This is a genomic window from Azospirillum agricola, assembly GCF_017876095.1.
In the GTDB taxonomy this organism is placed as follows: Bacteria; Pseudomonadota; Alphaproteobacteria; order Azospirillales; family Azospirillaceae; genus Azospirillum; species Azospirillum agricola.
Genome location: NZ_JAGINM010000036.1, coordinates 1 through 20,621 on the forward strand (window position 1 = coordinate 1; position 20,621 = coordinate 20,621).

Annotated in this window: 21 protein-coding genes; 14 read left to right on the forward strand and 7 right to left on the reverse strand. The window is 70.9% G+C overall.

From position 1 onward, the window contains the following. Positions 1-83 precede the first annotated feature (83 nt). Positions 84-809 (forward strand): transporter, encoded by a 726-nt coding sequence (locus J2847_RS31390; protein ID WP_209782660.1) that lies wholly within the window; start codon positions 84-86, stop codon positions 807-809. Between the two features lie 223 nt (positions 810-1,032). On the opposite strand, the gene J2847_RS31395 is transcribed toward J2847_RS31390, so the two are convergent. Further along, a complete protein-coding gene (locus J2847_RS31395) occupies positions 1,033-1,749 on the reverse strand; it encodes a GntR family transcriptional regulator (protein ID WP_209782661.1) in 717 nt (238 codons plus the stop codon). Between the two features lie 97 nt (positions 1,750-1,846). On the opposite strand from J2847_RS31395, the gene J2847_RS31400 reads away from it, so the two are divergent. Next, positions 1,847-3,076 (forward strand): benzoate/H(+) symporter BenE family transporter, encoded by a 1,230-nt coding sequence (locus tag J2847_RS31400; RefSeq protein WP_209782662.1) that lies wholly within the window; start codon positions 1,847-1,849, stop codon positions 3,074-3,076. A gap of 7 nt (positions 3,077-3,083) precedes the next feature. On the opposite strand, the gene J2847_RS31405 is transcribed toward J2847_RS31400, so the two are convergent. After that, positions 3,084-3,488, reverse strand: a complete 405-nt coding sequence (locus tag J2847_RS31405) for a 6,7-dimethyl-8-ribityllumazine synthase (protein ID WP_209782663.1) — start codon at positions 3,486-3,488, stop codon at positions 3,084-3,086. Between the two features lie 243 nt (positions 3,489-3,731). On the opposite strand from J2847_RS31405, the gene J2847_RS31410 reads away from it, so the two are divergent. Continuing rightward, complete coding sequence (locus tag J2847_RS31410) at positions 3,732-4,835, forward strand: hypothetical protein (RefSeq protein WP_209782664.1); 1,104 nt, start codon at positions 3,732-3,734, stop codon at positions 4,833-4,835. Continuing rightward, positions 4,832-6,250 (forward strand): hypothetical protein, encoded by a 1,419-nt coding sequence (locus J2847_RS31415; protein WP_233474917.1) that lies wholly within the window; start codon positions 4,832-4,834, stop codon positions 6,248-6,250. The genes J2847_RS31410 and J2847_RS31415 overlap by 4 nt, the downstream gene beginning before the upstream one ends. 10 nt (positions 6,251-6,260) lie before the next feature. Here J2847_RS31415 and uraD read toward each other — a convergent pair whose 3' ends face one another. Next, on the reverse strand, positions 6,261-6,773 hold the full coding sequence (uraD, locus tag J2847_RS31420) for a 2-oxo-4-hydroxy-4-carboxy-5-ureidoimidazoline decarboxylase (protein ID WP_209782665.1): 513 nt from the start codon (positions 6,771-6,773) through the stop codon (positions 6,261-6,263). Positions 6,774-6,805: 32 nt separating this feature from the next. After that, positions 6,806-7,720: an allantoinase PuuE gene (puuE, locus tag J2847_RS31425; protein WP_209782666.1), complete on the reverse strand. Its 915-nt coding sequence runs from the start codon at positions 7,718-7,720 to the stop codon at positions 6,806-6,808. 209 nt (positions 7,721-7,929) lie between these two features. Here puuE and uraH point away from each other — a divergent pair, with 209 nt between their 5' ends. From uraH to J2847_RS31445, 4 genes are all read left to right on the forward strand, one after another. Beyond that, the gene (uraH, locus tag J2847_RS31430) at positions 7,930-8,280 is read left to right on the forward strand and encodes a hydroxyisourate hydrolase (RefSeq protein WP_209782667.1); all 351 of its coding nucleotides are present in this window, start codon (positions 7,930-7,932) and stop codon (positions 8,278-8,280) included. Between the two features lie 139 nt (positions 8,281-8,419). After that, complete coding sequence (gene gcl / locus J2847_RS31435; protein WP_209782668.1) at positions 8,420-10,189, forward strand: glyoxylate carboligase; 1,770 nt, start codon at positions 8,420-8,422, stop codon at positions 10,187-10,189. Between the two features lie 130 nt (positions 10,190-10,319). Beyond that, a complete protein-coding gene (locus tag J2847_RS31440; RefSeq protein WP_209782669.1) occupies positions 10,320-11,240 on the forward strand; it encodes a LysR family transcriptional regulator in 921 nt (306 codons plus the stop codon). A gap of 10 nt (positions 11,241-11,250) precedes the next feature. Next, on the forward strand, positions 11,251-11,637 hold the full coding sequence (locus J2847_RS31445) for a DUF7079 family protein (protein WP_209782670.1): 387 nt from the start codon (positions 11,251-11,253) through the stop codon (positions 11,635-11,637). A 120-nt stretch (positions 11,638-11,757) separates the two neighbouring features. On the opposite strand, the gene J2847_RS31450 is transcribed toward J2847_RS31445, so the two are convergent. Together J2847_RS31450 and J2847_RS31455 are read right to left on the reverse strand one after the other, a co-directional pair. After that, positions 11,758-12,615, reverse strand: a complete 858-nt coding sequence (locus J2847_RS31450) for an IclR family transcriptional regulator (RefSeq protein WP_233474918.1) — start codon at positions 12,613-12,615, stop codon at positions 11,758-11,760. Between the two features lie 148 nt (positions 12,616-12,763). Further along, positions 12,764-13,126 carry a hypothetical protein gene (locus tag J2847_RS31455; protein ID WP_209782671.1) on the reverse strand — a complete coding sequence of 121 codons (363 nt, stop codon included), beginning with the start codon at positions 13,124-13,126 and terminating at the stop codon, positions 12,764-12,766. 213 nt (positions 13,127-13,339) lie between these two features. Between J2847_RS31455 and J2847_RS31460 the strand changes: the two genes are divergently transcribed. From J2847_RS31460 to J2847_RS31475, 4 genes are all read left to right on the forward strand, one after another. Then, the gene (locus J2847_RS31460) at positions 13,340-14,965 is read left to right on the forward strand and encodes an EAL domain-containing protein (RefSeq protein ID WP_209782672.1); all 1,626 of its coding nucleotides are present in this window, start codon (positions 13,340-13,342) and stop codon (positions 14,963-14,965) included. A gap of 129 nt (positions 14,966-15,094) precedes the next feature. After that, a complete protein-coding gene (locus J2847_RS31465) occupies positions 15,095-15,430 on the forward strand; it encodes a hypothetical protein (RefSeq protein ID WP_211114898.1) in 336 nt (111 codons plus the stop codon). 101 nt (positions 15,431-15,531) lie between these two features. Beyond that, the gene (locus J2847_RS31470) at positions 15,532-15,993 is read left to right on the forward strand and encodes a hypothetical protein (protein ID WP_209782673.1); all 462 of its coding nucleotides are present in this window, start codon (positions 15,532-15,534) and stop codon (positions 15,991-15,993) included. Between the two features lie 125 nt (positions 15,994-16,118). After that, on the forward strand, positions 16,119-17,282 hold the full coding sequence (locus J2847_RS31475) for a phosphoserine transaminase (RefSeq protein ID WP_209782674.1): 1,164 nt from the start codon (positions 16,119-16,121) through the stop codon (positions 17,280-17,282). A gap of 21 nt (positions 17,283-17,303) precedes the next feature. Here J2847_RS31475 and J2847_RS31480 read toward each other — a convergent pair whose 3' ends face one another. Beyond that, positions 17,304-17,822 carry an HPP family protein gene (locus tag J2847_RS31480; RefSeq protein WP_209782675.1) on the reverse strand — a complete coding sequence of 173 codons (519 nt, stop codon included), beginning with the start codon at positions 17,820-17,822 and terminating at the stop codon, positions 17,304-17,306. Positions 17,823-18,097: 275 nt separating this feature from the next. Here J2847_RS31480 and J2847_RS31485 point away from each other — a divergent pair, with 275 nt between their 5' ends. After that, complete coding sequence (locus tag J2847_RS31485; protein WP_209782676.1) at positions 18,098-19,252, forward strand: ATP phosphoribosyltransferase regulatory subunit; 1,155 nt, start codon at positions 18,098-18,100, stop codon at positions 19,250-19,252. A 72-nt stretch (positions 19,253-19,324) separates the two neighbouring features. Further along, positions 19,325-20,617 (forward strand): adenylosuccinate synthase, encoded by a 1,293-nt coding sequence (locus J2847_RS31490; protein WP_209782677.1) that lies wholly within the window; start codon positions 19,325-19,327, stop codon positions 20,615-20,617. Positions 20,618-20,621 lie beyond the last annotated feature (4 nt).

Below are 20,621 nucleotides of genomic sequence, written 5' to 3' on the forward strand. Positions count from 1 at the left end.
TTACTCCCACTCCCGGTGGAGCTTCAGTGAATCATGCTCGCTATAATTTGGGAATCCCATGCGGCCCGAGAGTCAGCTCAGGCGTGAGCCGGTATGAGACCATCGGTCTGGCCACCGGCGCGCCGCTGCCGGAGGGCGTCTATTTCGTCGACACCTTCGACTGGGGCGTTCGCAAGGGCGAGAACGGCAACCCCGACGTGACGCTGGGGGTCAACATCCCGGTGCTGGCCTGGTCGACCCCGGTCAAGCTGCTCGGCGCCCGCGTCCAACTGCTGGCCGCCCTGCCGGCGCTGGAGGTCGGCGTCCAGGGCCGCGACCACACCAGCGGCCTGTACAACCCGTTCCTCGCCGGCCAGCTCGCCTGGGATCTGGGGAACGGCTTCGGCGCCAGCTACCTGCTGGGCATCTATCTGCCGGTCGGCAACAAGCTGGGCTTCGACACCACCTCGATCAACCAGCGCTTCGCCGTCAGCTACACCGGCGACGACTGGAACCTGACCGCCAACGCCATCTACGGCATCGCCACCCGGAAATCGTCGCGGACCGTCAACCCCGACTTCCTCAACATCGACCTGACGGCCGCCAAGAGCGTCGGCAAATGGTCGGTCGGGCCGGTGGGTTTCGCTTCCTTCGACCTCAACCGGCCGGTTGCCGGCTACCGCAAGCAGGAGCAGGTCGCGCTCGGCGGCCTGGTCGGCTACAACTTCGATCAGTTGATTCTCCAGGCCTATCTGACCAGCACGGTCCATCAGGAGAATTACGGCGGCAACGACACCCGCGCCTGGGGGCGCCTGATCCTGCCCTTCTGAGGCCCCGGCCAGCACCGGCCGCCTGAAAGGATGGGGAAAAGCAAGGGCGGAGGGGGCGGAAGTCCTCTCCGCCTCAAGCGTCGCTTCAGGGGGCGGCGGTCCCGGAAGCGCGGAAAGCGGTGCCGGTGTCATCGCTGGCGAACGGAATCCCGCCGCTTTCTCCGGCCGGAGGCGGACAGCCGCCCGGGCGCCGGCGGGGTTGCGCGGTGAAAGCACGCCTGTCTCACGACCCGCGCTCGCCGAGGAAGGCTGTCAGCAGCGTCTCCGCCGCCAGGATGTGGTTGACCACCGCGGCGCAGGCGGCGTCGGCGTTCCCGGCGCGGCAGGCGGCCAGCAGGGCGTGATGCTCGTCCTGGGAGCGCGGGTGGTAGCCGAGGGCGGCGAACTGGAAGCGCAGGTAGCGGTCGGCCGCCGCCAGATGCTGCTCGGCCAGCGCCAGCAGGCGCGGGCGTCCGGCCCGTGCGTAGAGCGTCATGTGGAAGCGGCGGTTGAGTTCGCCCATCCGGCCGGGGTCGGTCTCGGCGTCCATCTCGCCGATCAGTTCCTCCGCCAGGGCGAAATCGTCGGTCGTCAGACGGGGCAGCGACAGCCGCAGCGCCGCCGGTTCCAGCGCCGCGCGGATGGCGCTGATGTCGGCGGAATCGCCGGCCGAGATCTCCGCCACCACGGCGCCCCGGTGGGGATGGAACTCGACCAGGGCGCGGGCCTCCAGCTGGCGCAGGGCCTCGCGCACCGGCATGCGGCTGACGCCGAAGGCCGCTGCCAGTTCCTCCTGGCGCAGCGGCGCGCCGGCCGGCAGGGCGCCGGTCAGGATCCCCTCGCGCATCGCCGCCTCGACGAATTCGGTCGCCGTGCGGAATTGCCGGCGGTTGCGCTCGATCACGGCGCTCAGGGCCATGGCGTTCAGGGCGGACGGCCGCGCGTCGGAAGCTGGAGGCATGGAGGTCCGTTCAAAAAAAGCCGCTTGCCTGGATATTGGATCCAATCTATCGATGATCCACCTCCCTGTCCAGAACACCGCGCGCAGAGGCCCGACCATGCCATCCTCCACCCCCCTCGACGATCGAGACGACCTCGCCGCGACCTCCGGCCGTGGCGGCGGGCTGTCGCCGTCGGCGGTCGGCACCGGGCTGCTGGTGGCGCTGGTCGGCTACGCCAGCTCGGTCGCCGTGGTGATCCAGGGGCTGTCGGCGGTCGGCGCCGACACCGGCCAGATCACCTCGGCGCTGGTGGCGGTCGGCTTTTCCATGGGGCTGGCGGCGATCCTGCTGGCGACGCACCAGCGCAAGCCGATCAGCGTCGCCTGGACGACACCGGGCATGGCGCTGCTGGCGGCGACCGGGCCGGTGGCCGGCGGCTTTCCGGCGGCGGTCGGGGCCTTCCTGACGGTGGCGGGGCTCGTCATGCTGACCGGGCTGTGGACCTCGCTCGGCCGCTGGATCGCGGCGATCCCCAAGCCGCTGGCCAACGCCATGCTGGCCGGCATCCTGCTGAAGCTGTGCCTGGCGCCCTTCGCGGCGATCCAGCAGGCGCCGGGGTTGGGGCTGCTGGTCCTGGCGGTGTGGGCGGTGGTCGGGCGCGTCAACCGGCTCTACGCCGTGCCGGCCGCCGTGGCGGTGGCGCTGGGGGCGATGGCGCTGAACCCGCCGGTTGCCGGTGGTTTGCCGGCCGATCTGTGGCCGGGCCTGACGCTGGTCACGCCGGTCTTCACCTGGGAGGCGCTGGTCGGCATCGCCCTGCCCCTGTTCGTCGTCACCATGGCGTCGCAGAACATCCCCGGCCTCGCCGTGCTGGCGACCTTCGGCTACACGCCGCGGGTGCCGCCGCTGTTCCTGGCGACGGGGGCGTTCTCGGCGCTGAGCGCCCCCTTCGGGGCGCCGACGGTCAATCTGGCGGCCATCACCGCGGCGATGTGCGCCGGCCCCGACGCCGACCCGCGCCCGGAGCGGCGCTGGCAGGCGGCGGTGGTCGGCGGGCTCGGCTACATCGCGCTGGCGGCGCTGGCGGCGGTGACCGCCACGCTGGTGATGCGCTCGCCGCCCATCCTGATCGAGGCGGTGGCCGGACTGGCCCTGCTCGGCGCCTTCGGCGGCGCGCTGCTGGGCGCGGTGCAGACCGAGGAGGAGCGCGTCCCGGCGCTGGTCACGCTGCTGGTGACCGCGTCGGGCCTGTCCTTCTTCGGCGTCGGTTCGGCCTTCTGGGGGCTGTTGTTCGGCGGGGCGATGCACGCCCTGAACCGCTGGAACCCCCGCAAGGCGGCGCGCTGAAGGCGGCTCAGGCGCTGGCCAGCAGGTCGGCGACCGCCTCGACCGCGGCGGCGGCGTAGGGGCGGGTGCGCGGCGGGATCTGCGACGGGTTGATCCCCGGTCCGAGGATGCCGACGCCGACCGGCTTCAGGAATTCGAGTTGCAGGTCGATCAGGCTCTTGATGACGGCGTGGCCCATGACGTTGCCGTGCTCGGTCTCGCCGCGCTCGATGATGCCGAGCGCCACGGCGCCGGCCACGTCGTCCCGGCGCAGCAGGCGCTTGATCGCCAGCGGTTTTTCCATGGAGCCGGGGACCCACACCTCGGCGACGATGCCGAGCTGGCGGCGGGCGGCGACGGCGCGCGCCTCGTCCAGCATTTCCTCGACCTCACGGCGGTGGAACCGTCCGAGCACGATGCCGATGTTGTTCACCCTCTGCCACTCCCGTTTCACTGCGACCCTGCGTCGAGGCGCCCAAAGTGTCGCCGCGCCGCGCAAAGTGCAAGATTCATCACCGACGGCCGTGGCGGTGTTGAATCAAGCCGCGCCGCGCTGTCTGATCTCGATGCATTTCAGAACAATTTCAGACCGGCAATTTCCATAAAAATTGAAGAAAATACGACGTTTGGCGAGGCCCCGCATCGGTCGGCCGCGCGTGGATGTGGGGCGTCGGGCATGAAGGGTGCGATCGAATACGCGCCGTCGACCTTCGAGGAGCGGGGGGCCGCCGTGGCCTTCACGACGCCGCTGCTGTCGCAGACGCGGGTGCGCCGGGGCGACCGTTCCAAGCTGGAGGTGCTGATCCCCGCCCTGTCGCAGGGCTCCGGCATCTACGTCGTCGCCTGGAAGTCGGTGCCGGAGATGGTCGCGATGACCATGCACGACCGCTACCTGCACGAGCTGATCGTCGGCGAGGAAACCTGCTCCCCGCACGAGATCCGGCGGGCGACGCTGCGGGCGGCGCGCAAGGGGCTGGCCGGGCCGCAGGCGGCGCAGGCGGCCCGCCGCGCGCTCGACGAGGACGAGGAGCAGGGCACGCTCACCCATTACCTGCTGATCCTGGCGATCCTGAAGGCGGTCGGGCTGGAATCGCCGGAGATGCTGAAGGCCGGCATCGGCACCGGGGAGGGGCAGCGGCTGACCCGCCAGCTGATGACGCGGGCGGCCGGCAGCCTGACGCTCGACGCGACGGTGCTCTACACCCGCCTGGCGGAGATCGCGGCGGTGGTGTCGCCGGTCGGGCTGGCGCAGTCGCCGAGGCCGGGGCGCCTGCTGCGCTGCCTGAACGACCTGAAGAGCTTCCGGCAGGCCATGCTGGACTGGGCGCGCGAGGTGCCGAGCGACACCTCCCCGGTCGCCGCCTTCTGCGCCGAGGTCGCCCAGCACACCATCGGCATCGGCGACGCGGTGCTGACCGACTTCCACCGGCGCATCGAGGCCATCGGCCCGCTGATGCGCGACTGGGACACGGAGATCGTCCGCATCCGCGACCACGCCACCCGCATGGCCTGGCTGCTCGACGGCTGGTCGCACATCACCGGGGCCTGGGAGCTGGCGCAGGGCGAGGACCGTCACCATCAGGCGGTCGCGATCAACGAGCTGTTCCGCATCCTGCCGCTGCTGCCGCGCGCGGAGAGCGGCCGCGACCTGATGGCGGATTCGCGGCGTGTCCAGTCGGTCCAGCGCCGCTCGGTCCGCATGCTGGAGGATTGGCGGACCGGCGTCATGGACGTCGAGGCGATCCGCCGGATCGAGACGCTGAAGGCGCGCGCGCCATGATCATGCCCAACCGCAACCCCGATCCGCGGGTTGGCGCGGTGCCCGGTGCCTCGGCGGACCGGCTGCCGACCCTGGAGCACAAGCTGCTCGACATTCCCGCCCACAAGTTCGTCGAGGTGGTCGGGCTGCTGGAACGGGTGCGCGACCATCCCGACGTGCGGCAGACCTTCAACATCATCCGGCCGCGCCTCGCCCAGATCCGGCCGGGCCGCCGGCCGACGCTGAAGCGCGTGCTGTGCATGCCGTTCGAGGATGTGCTGGAAAGCCGCCACGGCGGCGACGCGCCGCTCGGCCGCATCGGGCGGCGGGTGATCGAGCCGGTCTGGGACCTGATCGCGGAGATCGCCGACCGCCACCAGATCGCCCAGCTCGACCGTCAGGTGCAGGAGGCGTCGCCGGGCAGCCGCAACGCCCTGTTGAACGTCGGGCGGGTGCTGTGGCCGCTGGCCGCCCGCATCCTGCGCGACGCGCTGGACGGCGCGGCGTCCCGGCCGGCGCTGGCCCGGCGGCTGGACGGCGACGGCATGGACGGCGACGGGAAGCTGCTGGAGCAGGTGGCCGACATCGCCGCCTTTCTCGACATCGGGCCCGCCGTCGAGGCGCTGAAGGACGAGCTGTCGGCCAAGCCGCTGTTCGCGCTGGAGGAGCGGCACCTGGCCGCCATCGGGCGGGCCGCCCAGACGGTGCCTCCCGACGCCGTCCGTCACCTGCTGCTGATCGCCGCCGCGCGGCTCGCCACGCCGGCCGACCTGCTGGCGGCGTTGCCCGACCTGGATCTCGGCCGGGCGGGACGGGACCGGCCGGGGCTTTTCGCCCAGCTCGGCGCCCTGGTGGTCGGCGACCTGGAGGAGCGCAGCGCGCGGCTGGACGGCACCGGCGGAGTCGCGCCGGAGGCCGCTGTTATCGTCGCCGAGCGGCTGGTCGCCAGCGTCACCACGGCGGCCGCGGCGATGAGCCGGTTGAGGGACCCGCGCCATCGCGAACGGCTGGAGGCGGTGACCACGGCGGTGGCCGCGATGGTGCGGGGCAGCGTCCTGCAAACGGCGCCCGAGGGCATCCTCGCCGCCGTTCCCGTCGCCGACCGCCGGCAGGCGCCGGTGGTGGACGAAGCGGCCCAGGCCACCGCCGAGGATCACGCCCGCGCGCTGCGCCGCTGCGCCGGGCTGGCCGGGGCGCTCGGCCTGCAAAAGCCGGTCGACGACACGCTGGCGGCGATGGGCGCCGGCTTGCAGCAGCGGGCGCAGGCGCTGCTCGACGGCCACCGCTGGACGGCGGGCCGCCCCGACGAGGCCGAGGCGTCGGAGTTGAACCTGTTCTACGCGCTGCGCCTGCTGGAGCTGGTCGGCGGCCCCGCCAAGGCGGAGCCGCTGCGTCTCGCCATCATGGACGCCATCGGCGGTTTCACCGGCGACTGAGCGGCCGGTTTCAGCCTGCGACCAGATCATCCAGCCGGAAGCCGGCGATCCTGTAAATCTCCTCCAGCGCGCGGGCGAACTCGGCGTCCGGGTCGTTGGCGACGCGCTCGCGCATCGCCTGGAGGATCTGCGGCCGGGTGCTGAAGCGCACCGCCATGATGAAGGGGAAGCCGAAGCGCGCGCGGTAGGCGCGGTTGAGGGCGCGCTGCTCCTCCGCCTCCGCCTCGGTCAGCTCGTCGAGCCCGGCGCGGGCCTGCTCGGTCTGCGAGAAGGCGGTCAGGTTGGCCGGGCGCGTCGCCCGGTCGGCCAGATCCGGGTGCGACAGGATCAGGGCGCGCTGGCGCTCCGCCCCGGCCCCGCGGACGATGGCGGCCATCGCGGCGTGGAGTGCTTGCCTGTCGGCGAAGGGGCGGCGGTCCCAGGCGGCCTCGGCGACCCAGGGGCTGTCCTCGAACACGGCGCCCAGCGCCGCGACGAAGGCGGCGCGGTCCATGCGGTTGAGATCGTCCAGGCTGTGCGGCATGTCGGTCGGCTTCCGGTCGGAAAGGGTGGCGGTCAGGGCGTGTAGGGGTGTTCGGCGATCCAGTGGCGGGCGATGTCGAGCCGGGTCGCGACCCACACCTGCTCGTGGCCCTTCACGTAGTCGAGGAAGCGCGCCAGCGCCGCCGCCCGGCCGGGGCGGCCGACCAGCCGGCAATGCAGGCCGACCGACATCATCTTCGGGCTGTTGACGCCCTCGGCGTGGAGCACGTCGAAGCTGTCCTTCAGGTAGGCGAAGAACTGGTCGCCGGAGTTGAAGCCCTGGTTGGTCGCGAAGCGCATGTCGTTGGCGTCGAGCGTGTAGGGGACGATCAACTGCGGGCGGCCGTGGCTGGCGTCCCAGTAGGGCAGGTCGTCGGCGTAGGAATCGGCGTTGTAGAGGAAGCCGCCCTCCTCGGCGACCAGCGCCCAGGTGTTCGGGCTGCAACGGCCGAGATACCAGCCGAGCGGGCGGGAACCGGTGACGCGGGTGTGGACCTCGATGGCGCGCAGCAGATGCTCGCGCTCCAGCTCCCTGGGCAGATGCTGGTAGTCGATCCAGCGCCAGCCGTGGGTGGCGATCTCCCAGCCGGCGTCCTTCATGGCGGCGACGATCTGCGGATTGCGCTCCAGCGCCATGGCGACGCCGTAGACCGTCACCGGCATCTCCCGCTCGGTGAACATCCGGTGCAGCCGCCAGAAGCCGGCGCGCGAGCCGTATTCGTAGATCGATTCCATGTTCATGTGGCGGGCGCCGGGGATCGGCTGGGCGCCGACGATCTCCGACAGGAAGGCTTCCGACGCCGCGTCGCCGTGCAGGACGCAGTTCTCGCCGCCCTCCTCGTAGTTGATGACGAACTGCACCGCGATCCGCGCGCCGCCCGGCCAGTTGGCTTGCGGCGGCATGGCGCCGTAGCCGATCATGTCGCGGGGGTAGGTCTCGGTCGTCATGGCGCGTCTCCGGCGGGCAGGGACAGGGGCAACTCGGGGCGGCTTCACGCTAAGGCAAGCGGCGGCCCCGGTTCAACCCATCCCGTCCTGTCCGGCCGCCGGACACAGTTTCCGATTTTCCGGGGGTCGCCAAGCGCCGGCCGGCTGCTTAGTCTGGGGTCCCGAGTGCCTGATTCCACAGGATTCTTTCCAACAGAAGGGACGACGCCATGGGCCGCCTGACGACGCACGTTCTCGACATCGCCGCCGGCCGCCCGGCGCCCGGCCTGCGCATCCGCCTGACCGACCTCGGCAGCGGCGCCGTGCTGGGCGAGTTCACCACCAACGCCGACGGCCGGCTCGACGCTCCGGCGCTGGCCGGCGACGCCTTCAAGCCCGGCCGCTACGAGCTGCTGTTCCTGGTCGGCGAGTATTTCCGCGCCGCCGGCACCGTCGTCGGGGACGGCGAACCCTTCCTCGACGAGGTGCCGCTGCGCTTCGGCGTCGCCGACGCCGCGCAGCATTACCATGTGCCGCTGCTGGTCTCGCCCTGGGCCTATTCCACCTACCGTGGCAGCTGAGGCCGCTACCCCTTCCGCGCGGGCCAGGGCCGGCCCGCTTTCCAGCCTGTGAAAAAGCCCGCTCCTTGGTTTGCCGCCGGGGCCGTCCGCCGCTTAGCTGTCCTCACGAACAATTCGCGTATCAGTGAGGAGCCGAGCGATGGCGAGAATGACGGCGGCGGAAGCGGCGGTGCGGGTGCTGGAGCGGGAAGGCGTCGACGTCTGCTTCGGCGTTCCCGGTGCCGCGATCAACCCCTTCTACGCCGCGATGCAGCGGCGCGGCACCCTGCGCCACGTGCTGGCGCGCCATGTCGAGGGCGCCTCCCACATGGCGGAGGGCTACACCCGCGCCAAGGCCGGCAACATCGGCGTGTGCATCGGCACCTCCGGCCCGGCCGGCACCGACATGATCACCGGCCTCTATTCGGCCATCGCCGATTCCATCCCGATCCTCTGCATCACCGGACAGGCGCCGCGCGCCCGCCTGCACAAGGAGGATTTCCAGGCGATCAACGTGCCGGACATCGCCCGCCCCGTCACCAAATGGGCGCTGACGGTGCTGGAGCCGGCGCAGGTCCCCTACGTCTTCCAGCAGGCCTTCCACCTGATGCGCTCGGGCCGTCCCGGCCCGGTGCTGATCGACCTGCCGATCGACGTCCAGATGACCGAGATCGAGTTCGACGAGGAGGCCTACCAGCCGCTGCCGGTCTACAAGCCCACCGCCACCCGTACCCAGGTCGAGAAGGCGCTGGCGATGTTGACGGCGGCCGAACGCCCGCTGCTGGTGTCCGGCGGCGGCGTCATCAACGCCGACGCGTCCGACAAGCTGGTCGCGTTCGCCGAACTGCTGGGCATCCCTGTCATCCCGACCCTGATGGGCTGGGGCACCATCCCCGACGACCACCCGCTGATGGCCGGCATGGTCGGCTTGCAGACCGCCCACCGCTACGGCAACGCCACCATGCTGAAGTCCGACTTCGTGCTCGGCATCGGCAACCGTTGGGCCAACCGCCACACCGGCTCCGTCGAGGTCTACACGCGCGGCCGCAAGTTCGTGCATGTCGACATCGAGCCGACCCAGATCGGCCGCGTCTTCATGCCCGACCTCGGCATCGTGTCGGACGCCGGGGCGGCGCTCGACCTGTTCATCGAGGTGGCGCGGGAATGGAAGGCGGCGGGCAAGCTGAAGGACCTGTCCGGCTGGGCCGCCGACTGCCAGGGCCGCAAGCGCTCGCTGCACCGCCGCAGCGACTTCGACCAAGTGCCGATCAAGCCGCAGCGCGTCTACCAGGAGATGAACAGCGCGTTCGGCGAGGACGTCACCTACGTCACCACCATCGGCCTGTCGCAGATCGCCGGCGCCCAGTTCCTGCACGTCTACAAGCCGCGCCACTGGATCAACTGCGGGCAGGCCGGGCCGCTCGGCTGGACGCTGCCGGCGGCTCTCGGCGTGCGGGTCGCCGATCCCAAGCGCAAGATCGTCGCGCTGTCGGGCGACTACGACTTCCAGTTCATGATCGAGGAACTGGCGGTCGGCGCCCAGCACAAGCTGCCCTACATCCATGTGCTGGTGAACAACGCCTATCTCGGGCTGATCCGGCAGGCGCAGCGCGCCTTCCAGATGGACTTCCAGGTCCAGCTCTCCTTCGAGAACATCAACGCGCCGGAGATCGGCGTCTACGGCGTCGACCACGTCGCGGTGGCCGAGGGGCTGGGCTGCAAGGCGATCCGCGTCACCGAGCCCGACCGCATCCAGGACGCCTTCGCCCAGGCCGACCGCTGGATGGCGGAATATCAGGTGCCGGTCGTCGTCGAGGTGGTGCTGGAGCGCGTCACCAACATCGCCATGGGCACCGACATCGACAACGTCACCGAGTTCGAGGAAACCCTCGATCTGCCGGTGGACGAGCCGGAAACCGTCCTGGTGTAGCCAGAGGGCGTAAGCAAAGCGTTCCCGCGCTGCGGTGCGGAAATTCCCAGCGGCGGCTTCGCCGTGCTAGCGTCGGATCCGGCACAGCCGACCAACCCGGCGACCGATCCGGCAGGGAGTTTCCGCACCGATGGCGTTGCTTGAGAACATGCGCATCTTCGTCCGCGTCGTCGAGCTGGGCAGCCTGTCGGCGGCCGGACGCAACCTGCGCATGTCGCCCGCGATGGTCAGCCACCGCATCCAGCAGCTGGAGACCCATCTCGGCGTCCGCCTGCTGAACCGCACGACCCGGCAGTTGCAGACGACCGAGACCGGAGTCGATTTCTACCAGAGCTGCCTGGAGGTGCTGGAGGCGGTCGAGCGCGCCCACAGCAGCATCGCCGCCGGTTCCGGCGTGCCGTCCGGCAGCGTGCGGGTCACGGCGCCGCTGGGCTTCGGACGCCGCATATTGGGGCCGCTGGTTCCCGACTTTTGCGCCGCCCACCCGCTGGTCGAGGTGCGGCTGCGGCTGTCGGATCATCTGCTCGACCTGCTGCGCGAGGCGGTCGACGTCGCCGTCCGCATGGCCGAGCTGAAGGATTCCAGCTTCGTCGTCCGCAAGATCGCCGACGTGCGCCGCGTCCTGGTCGCCGCCCCCGCCTATCTGGAGGCCCGCGGCGCGCCGAAGAATCCGTCCGACCTGTCCGACCACAACTGCCTGCTGCTGCGCTTTCCCGGCACCCGCCAGTTCCAATGGACGCTGCTCGACAAGGGGGAGCCGGTGAAGCTGCCGGTGGCCGGCCGCTTCGACGCCGACGACGGCGACGTGCTGACCGGCTGGGCGCTCGACGGCCGCGGCATCGTGCTGAAGCCGCTGTGGGAGGTGGCCGAGCATGTCGCGAGCGGCGCCCTGGTGCCGGTGCTGCCCGACCACCCGCCCGAGCCGGTGACGCTGGCGGTGCTCTACCCGCACCGCGCCCTGGTGCCGGCCAAGGTGCGCGCCTTCGCCGACCACATGGTGCCGAAGATCCGCTCGGCGCTGACCGCCGTCTCGCCGGACACGATCCTCTGAGGGCTTCGTCATGATGGGTGCGGCCGAGGTCGAGCGGCGCATGCCGGTCTGGCTGGCGCTGGCGGAGCTGTTCCTCGACACCGAGCTAGACTCCGCCGACCACGACCGCATCCGCGCGGCGCTCGCCGCGTCCGGCTACGCCGAAGCCGTGCTCCACGACATCCTGCGGCGGGAGGTGACTCCGGCCTTCGGCCCCAACCTTTTCTCCGTCGCCGGGGTCTGGGACGGCTGGGACGAGGCGGATGCACGCCGGCTGCTGCGACCGGTGATCGCCGGGGGCGGCTTCGGCTGGACGGGGCGGCTGACGTGGCGCCTGCTGCGCCGCGACCTCGAAGCGGACTGGGCGCGCATCAATCCTTTTACGGAGCCGTCCTCCGATGATGCGGGGGACTTTTGACACGGATGAACACGGATACCGGCTGTGCCGGTTCATGGATGAACGGAATCAAGAAACAATAAAATCCGAGTTCATCCGTGGATATCTGTGTCTAGGAGCGCTTTCCCAAAAACTTCACGGCTACACCCCGCGCGAGCGCACCAGCAGGATGCGCGCCTCGTCCGCCGCGCGCAGCAGGCGGGGGAGGAACTGCACCTCCATCTCCGGGCAGGTGACGCGGGCGGCCTGGGTGCTGACGTTCACCGACGCCACCACCCCGCCCGCCGCCGTGCGGATCGGCACGGCGATGGAGCGCAGGCCAAGCTCAAGCTCCTGGTCGACCAGGGCGAAGCCGCGCTCGCGCACCCGCTCCAGCTCGCGCTTCAGGGTGTCTGGCACGGTGATGGTGCGTTCGGTGAAGGGCTTCAGCGGCACGCGCGCCAGATAGGCCTCCAGCTCCGCCTCCGGCATCGCCGCCAGAAGGATCCGGCCCATCGAGGTGCAGTAGGCCGGCAGGCGGCTGCCGACGTTCAGCCCGACCGACATGATCCGCTTGGTCGCGGCGCGGGCGATGTAGACGACGTCGTCCTCGTCGAGCACGCCGGCCGAGCAGGATTCCTGCACGGCGGCGCTGACCTGTTCGATCAGCGGGTCGAGGATCGTCGCCAGCGGCGCCGAGGACAGGAAGGAATAGCCGAGCGCCAGGATCTTCGGCTTCAGGAAGAAGGTCCGCCCGTCCGACCCGGCGTAGCCGAGCTGCATCAGCGTCAGCAGGCAGCGCCGCGCCGCCGCGCGCGGCAGGCCGGTGATCTTGGCGATGTCGGCGATGGTCAGGTTCGGCTCGCGCTCCGTGAAGGCGCGGATCACCGACAGCCCGCGCGCCAGCGAGGTCATGAAGTTCGGGTCGGCGCTCTCGTCCGGCACCGGCTGGCTCTTGTCCAACTCGCCTTTGCCCAACTCACCCTTGATGGTGCCGGCCGGAGGCAGCGTGTCGGCCATGCCGTCGATGTCCTTGTTCCTGGCGACGCGGTGAGGGGTATCATGGTGCGATTATCGCGCGATGGCGAGGAAAATCGCACCATGATACCCCTTTGCCCCGGCTTTGCCCTTGAGGGACCGGAACCCGTCCCGTGGCGGGAGCGGCGCGTCAGTGGTTGCGCGGGCCCCCGTCGTCCGGTGTCTCGTCGGGGATGAAGGACAGGGCGGTGCGCAGGATGGCCTGGATGTCCGGGCTGTCGGCGTTGGGCAGGGCGCCGCCGACGTTGCCGACGATGGTCCGCACGGTGTCCGACGGCACCCCGGCGGCCATCGCCAGCGCTGCCAGCGCCGCCGACACGGCGGTCAGGGCGACGATCTGGCCCTGAAGGGACTCCCGCGTTTCCTCCAGCGCGTCGCTCAGCGATTCATGGCTGCGGCGGCCGGTGTTGGCGATGTCCTTGACGGCGTTCGACACCGTCATGACGGCCTCGCGCAGGGCGTCGAAATCGGCGCGGGTGATGCTGTCGGTCACGATCGGAACCTCGGTGGGGTGCAGGATTGCCGGTCCGCCGACCCTAGCATGGCGCGCGGGCGGAAGCGGAAGGCTTGTCCCGCCGCCCTGCGGAAAATCCCACGAAGGTAGCGGTTCATTAACATTTCGAATGCGAACGTTCATTCCACGAACGGTCGCGCGCCGCGTAACCTTCGTTCGACCCGGCCAGCCACCGATTCGCGTCGAGGCTTCATGACCACGGACGTCGCCCGCTTTCTTGGGTTTGCCTTCGCGAACGCCGACGTGCTGGTCGAGGTCGACGCGCGCGGCGTCATCGGTTTCGCGGCCGGTGCCTTGCAGCATGTGCTGGGCGCCTCCGACATGGAGATCATCGGCCAGCCGATCGACCGCATCATCGCCCCCGGCGACCGCGGGCTGGTCCGCCGCCTGCTGCGCACCGTCGGCGCCAACGCGCGGCTGGAATCGCGCACCGTGTCCCTGGTCGGCGGCGCGCCGGTCACGCTGTCGGGCTACCGGCTCGGCCGCTCGCCCAACGTGCAGCTCACCCTGACCCGCACCGAGACCGCCGCCAAGGGCGCGCCGCTGCCGGCGCGCGACGCCGAGACCGGGCTGCTCGACGCCGACGCCTTCCAGGCGCAGCTCGGCGAACGTTTCGGGCTGGACGTGGGGGAGGGGCCGCCCAAGCTGACGCTGATCAAGATCGCCCAGTTCGGCGAGGTGAAGTCGCGGCTCGGTCCCGACCTGACGCTGCGGCTGCTCGGCGAGGTCGGCGCGCTGCTGCGCGTCCACGCCAGCGCCGACGTGCTGGCGACCCGGCTGGGCGAGGACCGGTTCGGGCTGGTCCATGCCGGCGACGTCGACGGTCCGGCGCTGGCCGCCGAGATCGCCGAATCCGGCGCGCAGCTCGCCCCCGGCGCGCCGGCGCTGCGGGCCGACAACCTGACGCTCGACATGGCGGCGCCGGGGCTGAGCCGCGAGGACGCCGGCCGGGTGCTGATGTTCACCGTCCGCAGCTTCGCCGAGGACAGCGTCGGTTTCGAGATCGCCGACATGCACGACGCGGTCAGGCAACTGGTGGACCGCACGGTGACGCGGGTGACGACCCTGCGCTCCACCCTGACGGACGACCGGCTGAAGCTTCAGTTCCAGCCCATCGTCGCGCTGTCGACCAAGGGGCTGCACCATTACGAGGCGCTGGCCCGCTTCCCCAACGGCGCCCCCGGCCCGACCATCGCCTTCGCCGAGCAGGTCGGCATGGTCCACGACGTCGACCTGCTGGTCTGCGAGAAGGCGCTGGAGGTGCTGGCGACCGACAAGGCGTTGCAGATCGCCGTCAACATGTCGGCGGCGTCGCTGGGCAGCGACCTGTTCGTCGTCGCCTTCCAGCGGCTGGTCGGGCGCAACCCGGGCCTGCGTTCGCGCCTGCTGGTCGAGGTGACGGAATCGACCGGCCTCACCGACCTGCCGCGCGCCGCCCGCGTGCTGGAGGATTTCCGCCGCGCCGGCCACCGCATCTGCCTGGACGATTTCGGCGCCGGGGCGGCCTCCTTCCCCTACATCCAGGCGCTGCCGGTCGATTTCGTGAAGATCGACGGCAGCTATGTCCGGCGCTTGGGCGGCAGCCCGCGCGACGACGCCATCCTGCGCGCCATGGTCGGCCTGTGCCGCGAAATCCGCGTGCAGGTGATCGCCGAGATGGTGGAGACCGCCGACCAGGCGGCGCAACTCACCGCCTGGGGGTTCGAACTGGCGCAGGGCTATCATTTCGGCCGCCCCGCCGACCGGCCCGACTATCGGGCCCCCGATCTGTTCACGCCGGCCGCCCGGCGCCAGGGCGTGAAGGAGAGCTGGTCCTGACGCTCCGGCCGGTGGCGCGGGGGGCGTAGGACGAAAGCGGGATAAGATTTCCTGGAATGAAAGTCGGCGGCCCGACGTTCATCGATGCAGTGGGGAAGGAACGATCCCCGTTTGCAGGAGGACGCCGGAATGTCTGGCCGCTTTGGAAACGCTTTGAAGGCCATCGCGCTCGGCGCGCTGCTCGCCGTCCCGATGATGGGCGCGACCGCCGGCTCCGCCGCCGCCCACGACGATTGGCGCGGCGGTCCCGGCCGCGGCTGGGACGGCCCGCGGCACGACCGTGACTGGCGGGATGACCGGCGCTGGCACGGCGAGCACCGCCGGCACTGGCGCGAGCCGCGCGTGATCTACGCCCCGCCGCCGGTCGTCTACGCGCCGCCCCCCCGGGTGATCTACGCGCCGCCGCCCCCGCCGGTGGTCTACGCCCCGAGTCCCGGTTTCGGCTTCAGTGTGAACATCCGCTGATCCCGTCCCCGCCGAATGGAGGCTTCCGGCCCGCGCCCCGCCGCATTAAGGTGCCCTCCGGTCGAAACCGCCCCCCGGAGGGGCGCCGGCGAGGGAGAGGGATGGTGCGGAATGTGTGGGTGGCCGTGGCCGCGCTGGCGGGCGGTCTTCTCTGTGGGATGCCGGCCCGGGCGGCGGAGCCGCGCCTGACGGCGGCGCTGGGCGACACGGTGGTCAAGCTGATCGATGTCGGGCCGAAGGTGACGCGGGTCGTCGTCGACGAGTCCACGGTCTTCGAGGACCGCGAGAGCACGCTGGTCAGCTTCGTCAACGCCTACACGGTGCAGGGCCGCTGGATGGCGCTGTTGCAGACCGACACCGGCGCCAAGGACTGCCCGACCCGCTTCCGCGTCCTCGATCTGGGCGCGCCCAAGCCGTCGTTGTCGCTGCCCTTCGGGTCGTGCAGCGACGCCGCCCAGGTGTCGACCGCCGACAACGCGCTGACCGTGTCGATGCCGGTTCCCAAGGACGGCGGAACCGCCGCCTGGACCTACCGCGACGGCCGCGTCGCGCGCACCCGCTGACGCTGTTCCGCCCGCGCTTCCGCCTTGCGTTCCCGGCCGATTGACGGGCGCGCGCGCGGCTTCTAAGGTCCGGACCTCCGCGCAACACCGCAGTCCGGACCCGTGGTCCGGGTAGGAAGTCCGCCATGAAGCCCAGCCGCCGCCCGTCGACCCCGCTGTTCTCGTCCGGCCCCTGCGCCAAGCGTCCGGGCTGGTCGCTCGACGCGCTGGACGGCGCGCTGCTCGGCCGGTCGCACCGCTCCAAGCCCGGCAAGGCCAAGCTGAAGGAGGTCATCGACCTCACCCGCGCGGTGCTGGCGATTCCCGGCGACTACCGCATCGGCATCGTGCCGGCCTCCGACACCGGGGCGGTGGAGATGGCGCTGTGGTCGATGCTCGGCGCCCGCGGCGTCGACATGCTGGCCTGGGAAAGCTTCGGCAAGGAGTGGGTGACGGACGTGGTCAAGCAGCTCAGGCTGCCCGACGTCCGCACGATGATCGCCGATTACGGCCGGCTGCCCGACCTGTCGGCGGTCGATTTCTCGCGCGACGTGGTCTTCCCGTGGAACGGCACCACCGCCGGCGTGCGGGTGCCGGACGGCGACTGGATCCCGGCCGACCGGACCGGCCTGTCGATCTGCGACGCGACCTCGGCGGCCTTCGCCATGGACCTGCCCTGGTCGAAGATCGACGTCGCCACCTGGTCCTGGCAGAAGGTGCTGGGCGGCGAGGCGGCGCACGGCATGCTGGTGCTGAGCCCGCGCGCGGTGGAACGGCTGGAGAGCTTCCAGCCCGACCGGCCGCTGCCGAAGATCTTCCGCATGACCAAGGGCGGGAAGCTCATGGAAGGCATCTTCGAGGGCGACACCATCAACACGCCGTCGATGCTGTGCGTCGAGGACGCCATCGACGGGCTGCGCTGGGCGCTGTCGGTCGGCGGCTTGCCGCAGCTCATCCGCCGGTCGGAGCAGAACCTGCGCCTGGTCGCGGAGTGGGTGGAGGGCAGCCCGTGGGCCGGCTTCCTGTCGGCCGAGCCGGAGACGCGCTCCTGCACCTCGATCTGCCTGCGCTTCACCGATCCCGACGTGACCGCACTTTCGGAGGAGGCGCAGGCCGCCTTCGCCAAGAAGCTCTCCGCCCTGCTGGAGAAGGAGGAGGCCGCCTTCGACGCCGGCTCCTACCGCGACGCCCCGCCGGGCCTGCGCCTGTGGGGCGGCGCCACGGTGGAGAACGACGACATGGAGGCGGTGCTGCCCTGGCTCGACTGGGCCTTCGCCACCGTCAAGGCCGAGGTGATCGGGCCGAGATGAGCCGCCGCGTCGCGGCCGGACCTACAGCCAATAGCGCGGGTAGGCCCGGTCGCTGCGCAGGTTGTTGACCAGAAGCCCGATGCCGACCAGCACCGCCGCTCCGGCCAGCGCGCTGGGCAGCAGCATCGTCGCGTCGGCGCCCGGCGTGAGGGCGAGCAGCGGCATGGCGCCGGCCGGCGCGTGCAGGGTCCGCGTCACCTGCATCATGGCGATGGCGGTGCCGACCGACAGCGCCACCACCCAGGGCGCGCTGCCCAGCAGCGCCAGCGCCAGCACCCCGACCAGCGCCGACACCAGATAGCCGCCGACCACGCTGCGCGGCTGCGCCAGATGGCTGTCGGTCGCCGCGAAGATCAGCACGCAGGTGGCTCCGAAGGGCGCGATCAGCAGCGGCAGCTTGGCCATCACCGACAGCACGCTGATGGCGCCAATGCCGGCGCTGCCGCCCGCCCAGGACCACAGGACCTCCCGGTAATGCGGACGGGCCGGCGCCTTTTCCGAGCCCTTCATCTTCCCGAGGAATATGCCAACGCGCTTCATCGTCGTTCTCCGCAGCGGCGTCCGACGATGGTATGGAGTGCGCAAAAAAGCGTCAAGCCGCTAGAAAATACGGCATACAGATTTTTGTATTCCGTGCACCAAATCCCACGGAATTGCCACCCCGGCACGGCAGGGCACGGCGGCGCAGGGGAGGTGCCGGTGCCTTGCGGGGCTTTTCCGTTTGCATGATCGGCGGGGGTCGGGTATTAGCCCGCCCCGTGTGTCCGCGCATCCGTGCCCGGCATTTGCCTTTCCCTGACGAGACGACGCTGGTCATGCCCGCCGACGCCCTGAGCACCGCCCTGCTGCCCGCCGGATTGCACGATGTGCTGCCGTCCGAAGCGGCGCATGAGGCCGCCGCCGTCGAACGCCTGCTGGCGGAGTTCGCCGCGCACGGCTACCGCCGCGTCGATCCGCCTTTGGTGGAGTTCGAGGAGAATCTGCTGTCCGGCGCCGGCGCGGCGATGGCCAAGCAGACCTTCCGGCTGATGGATCCGCATTCGCAGCGCATGATGGCGGTGCGCGCCGACATCACGCCGCAGATCGCCCGCATCGCCACCACCCGGCTGAAGAACGAGGCGCGCCCGGTGCGCCTGTGCTACGCCGGCCCGGTGCTGCGGGTGAAGGGCTCGCAACTCCGCCCCGAGCGCCAGTTCACCCAGGTCGGCGTCGAGCTGATCGGGCCGCTGGAGGCCGAGGCCGACGCCGAGGTCGTGCTGCTGGCCGTCCAGGCGCTGGACGCGCTGCGCGTGCCGCATTTGTCGGTCGATCTCTGCGTGCCGACCATGGTGTCGCGCATCTGCCAGGGCCTCGGCCAGTCCGAGGAGGACACCCGCCGCCTGCGCGCCGCGCTCGACCGCAAGGACGCCGCCGGGGTGGCCGAGGTCGGCGGCCCGGCCGCGGCGCTGCTCGGCACGCTGATGGCCGCGTCCGGCCCGGCCGACCGCGCCATGGCCGCCCTGTCGTCGCTGGCGCTGCCGGAGGGGGCCGAAAAGGACCGCCGCCGGCTGACCGACACGCTGGCCCTGCTGCGCGCGGCGATGCCGGCCCTGACCATCACCATCGATCTGGTCGAGCATCGCGGCTTCGAGTACCAGACGGGCCTCAGCTTCACGCTGTTCTCGCGCGAGGCGGGCGAGCTGGGGCAGGGCGGGCGCTACCGCGCCGGCGCGCAAGGGGAGGATCGCGGGGAGCCGGCGACCGGCTTCACGCTCTATATGGACCATGTGCTGACGGCGGTTCCGGCCGCCCAGGCGCCGGGGCGCGTTTATGTGCCGCATGGCACGGGTTGGGCGGCGGCGGGCAAGCTGCGCGCCGAGGGATGGGTGACGGTGGCCGGGCTCGCCCCGGTGGCCGACCCGGTCGCGGAGGCGAAAAGGCTCCACTGCGGCCACCGGTTGACGGACGGCGTCGTCCGGCCGGTCGAGTAAGGCTTTTCGTGCCCTCATCCCCTCCGGGACGAGGGGCTATGCGGATCATTTTGTTTTTGCGGAGACGTTAAGATGGCCAACGTTGCGGTGGTCGGCGCCCAGTGGGGTGACGAGGGCAAGGGCAAGATCGTCGACTGGCTCTCGAGCCGGGCCGACGTCGTGGTGCGCTTCCAGGGCGGTCACAACGCCGGCCATACGCTGGTGATCGACGGCGTCGAGTACAAGCTGAGCCTGCTGCCCTCGGGCGTGGTGCGCCAGGACAAGCTGTCGGTCATCGGCAACGGCGTCGTCTTCGACCCCTGGGCCTTCATCCGCGAGGTCAACGCGATCAAGGAGAAGGGCGTCACCGTCACGCCCGAGAACCTGATCGTCGCCGAGAACGTGCCGCTGATCCTGCCGGTCCACAGCGCGCTGGACAAGGCCCGCGAGGAGGCCAAGGGCGCCGGCAAGATCGGCACCACCGGCCGCGGCATCGGCCCGGCCTACGAGGACAAGGTCGCCCGCCGCGCCATCCGCCTGTGCGACCTGACCGACGAGGCGGTGCTGGTCGAGAAGGTCGACGCCCTGCTGGCCCACCACAACGCGCTGTTCCGCGCGCTGGGCGCCCCGGAGATGACGCCGGCCGACCTGCTGGAGCCGCTGCGCGAGATCGCCCCGCAGGTGCTGCCATACGCCGCCGTCGTCTGGAAGCAGCTCGACGAGCTGCGCCGCGCCGGCAAGCGCATCCTGTTCGAGGGCGCGCAGGGCTCGATGCTCGACATCGACCACGGGACCTATCCCTACGTCACCTCCTCCAACACGGTGGCCGGCAACGCCGCCGCCGGCAGCGGCATGGGCCCGCGCGCCGTCGGCTATGTGCTGGGCATCACCAAGGCCTACACGACCCGCGTCGGCTCCGGCCCCTTCCCGACCGAGCTGACCGACGACATCGGCGAGCTGCTGGGCCAGAAGGGCAAGGAGTTCGGCGTGGTCACCGGGCGCAAGCGCCGCTGCGGCTGGTTCGACGCCGTCATGGTCCGCCAGGCGATCAAGACCGGCGGCATCGACGGCATCGCGCTGACCAAGCTGGACGTGCTCGACGGCTTCGACGAGATCAAGGTCTGCGTCGGCTACCGTCTGGACGGCCAGGAGCTGGACTATTACCCGGCCAACGCCGGCGCCCAGGCCCGCGTCGAACCGATCTACGAGACCTTCGAGGGCTGGAAGGACACCACGCGCGGCGCCCGCACGTGGAACGAGCTGCCGGCCCAGGCGGTCAAGTATGTCCGCCACATCGAGGAGCTGATCCAGGCCCCGGTCGCCCTGCTGTCGACCAGTCCGGAGCGTGACGACACCATCCTGATGACGGATCCGTTCTCCGACTGATCCG

What these genes read in the sequence shown, in the direction of transcription:
- J2847_RS31395 (WP_209782661.1), bottom strand. Translation starts at nt 1,749, where the DNA reads ATGCCTCCAGCTTCCGACGCGCGGCCGTCCGCCCTGAACGCCATGGCC.
- J2847_RS31400 (WP_209782662.1), top strand. Translation starts at nt 1,847, where the DNA reads ATGCCATCCTCCACCCCCCTCGACGATCGAGACGACCTCGCCGCGACC.
- J2847_RS31410 (WP_209782664.1), top strand. Translation starts at nt 3,732, where the DNA reads ATGAAGGGTGCGATCGAATACGCGCCGTCGACCTTCGAGGAGCGGGGG.
- J2847_RS31415 (WP_233474917.1), top strand. Translation starts at nt 4,832, where the DNA reads ATGATCATGCCCAACCGCAACCCCGATCCGCGGGTTGGCGCGGTGCCC.
- uraD (WP_209782665.1), bottom strand. Translation starts at nt 6,773, where the DNA reads ATGCCGCACAGCCTGGACGATCTCAACCGCATGGACCGCGCCGCCTTC.
- puuE (WP_209782666.1), bottom strand. Translation starts at nt 7,720, where the DNA reads ATGACGACCGAGACCTACCCCCGCGACATGATCGGCTACGGCGCCATG.
- uraH (WP_209782667.1), top strand. Translation starts at nt 7,930, where the DNA reads ATGGGCCGCCTGACGACGCACGTTCTCGACATCGCCGCCGGCCGCCCG.
- gcl (WP_209782668.1), top strand. Translation starts at nt 8,420, where the DNA reads ATGGCGAGAATGACGGCGGCGGAAGCGGCGGTGCGGGTGCTGGAGCGG.
- J2847_RS31440 (WP_209782669.1), top strand. Translation starts at nt 10,320, where the DNA reads ATGGCGTTGCTTGAGAACATGCGCATCTTCGTCCGCGTCGTCGAGCTG.
- J2847_RS31445 (WP_209782670.1), top strand. Translation starts at nt 11,251, where the DNA reads ATGATGGGTGCGGCCGAGGTCGAGCGGCGCATGCCGGTCTGGCTGGCG.
- J2847_RS31450 (WP_233474918.1), bottom strand. Translation starts at nt 12,615, where the DNA reads ATGGCCGACACGCTGCCTCCGGCCGGCACCATCAAGGGTGAGTTGGGC.
- J2847_RS31460 (WP_209782672.1), top strand. Translation starts at nt 13,340, where the DNA reads ATGACCACGGACGTCGCCCGCTTTCTTGGGTTTGCCTTCGCGAACGCC.
- J2847_RS31465 (WP_211114898.1), top strand. Translation starts at nt 15,095, where the DNA reads ATGTCTGGCCGCTTTGGAAACGCTTTGAAGGCCATCGCGCTCGGCGCG.
- J2847_RS31470 (WP_209782673.1), top strand. Translation starts at nt 15,532, where the DNA reads ATGGTGCGGAATGTGTGGGTGGCCGTGGCCGCGCTGGCGGGCGGTCTT.
- J2847_RS31475 (WP_209782674.1), top strand. Translation starts at nt 16,119, where the DNA reads ATGAAGCCCAGCCGCCGCCCGTCGACCCCGCTGTTCTCGTCCGGCCCC.
- J2847_RS31480 (WP_209782675.1), bottom strand. Translation starts at nt 17,822, where the DNA reads ATGAAGCGCGTTGGCATATTCCTCGGGAAGATGAAGGGCTCGGAAAAG.
- J2847_RS31485 (WP_209782676.1), top strand. Translation starts at nt 18,098, where the DNA reads ATGCCCGCCGACGCCCTGAGCACCGCCCTGCTGCCCGCCGGATTGCAC.
- J2847_RS31490 (WP_209782677.1), top strand. Translation starts at nt 19,325, where the DNA reads ATGGCCAACGTTGCGGTGGTCGGCGCCCAGTGGGGTGACGAGGGCAAG.